This window comes from Streptomyces sp. bgisy027 (genome assembly GCF_057710365.1).
Genome location: NZ_JBYIVZ010000150.1, coordinates 1 through 692 on the forward strand (window position 1 = coordinate 1; position 692 = coordinate 692).

Consider the following 692-nt stretch of genomic DNA (forward strand, 5'->3'; position numbering starts at 1 on the left):
CAACTTCGCCGAGATCGGTCTGACCGAGGTCGCCGTCATCGTCGGCTACCGCAAGGAAGCGGTGTACGAGCGCAAGGCCGTGCTGGAGGCGAAGTACGGCCTCAAGCTCACCCTCATCGACAACGACAAGGCCGAGGAGTGGAACAACGCCTACTCCCTGTGGTGCGGCCGTGACGCCCTCAAGGACGGCGTGATCCTCGCCAACGGCGACACCGTGCACCCGGTCTCCGTCGAGAAGACGCTGCTCGCCGCCCGCGGCGACGGCAGGAAGATCATCCTCGCCCTGGACACGGTGAAGAGCCTCGCCGACGAGGAGATGAAGGTCGTCGTCGACCCCGCCAAGGGCATGACGAAGATCACCAAGCTGATGGACCCCGCCGAGGCCACCGGTGAGTACATCGGGGTCACCCTCATCGAGGGCGACGCCGCCCCCGAGCTGGCCGACGCCCTGAGGGCGGTCTGGGAGAGCGACCCGCAGCAGTTCTACGAGCACGGCTACCAGGAGCTCGTGAACCGCGGCTTCCGCATCGACGTGGCGCCGATCGGCGACGTCGACTGGGTGGAGATCGACAACCACGACGACCTCGCCCGGGGACGGGAGATCGCATGCCAGTACTGACCCGGCTGATCCCCTCGCCGGTCGTCGTCGACATCCGCCCGGGTGCTCTCGACGACCTGGCGAGTGTCCTCGC

1 protein-coding gene is annotated in these 692 nt (G+C 67.3%); it reads left to right on the forward strand.

Annotation, left to right across the window (positions count from 1 at the left end; translation table 11 throughout):
• A partial coding sequence (locus tag AC3ETA_RS47820) for a phosphocholine cytidylyltransferase family protein (protein WP_432199177.1) occupies positions 1 to 619 on the forward strand: 619 nt, incomplete at its 5' end.
• Positions 620 to 692: the final 73 nt, after the last annotated feature.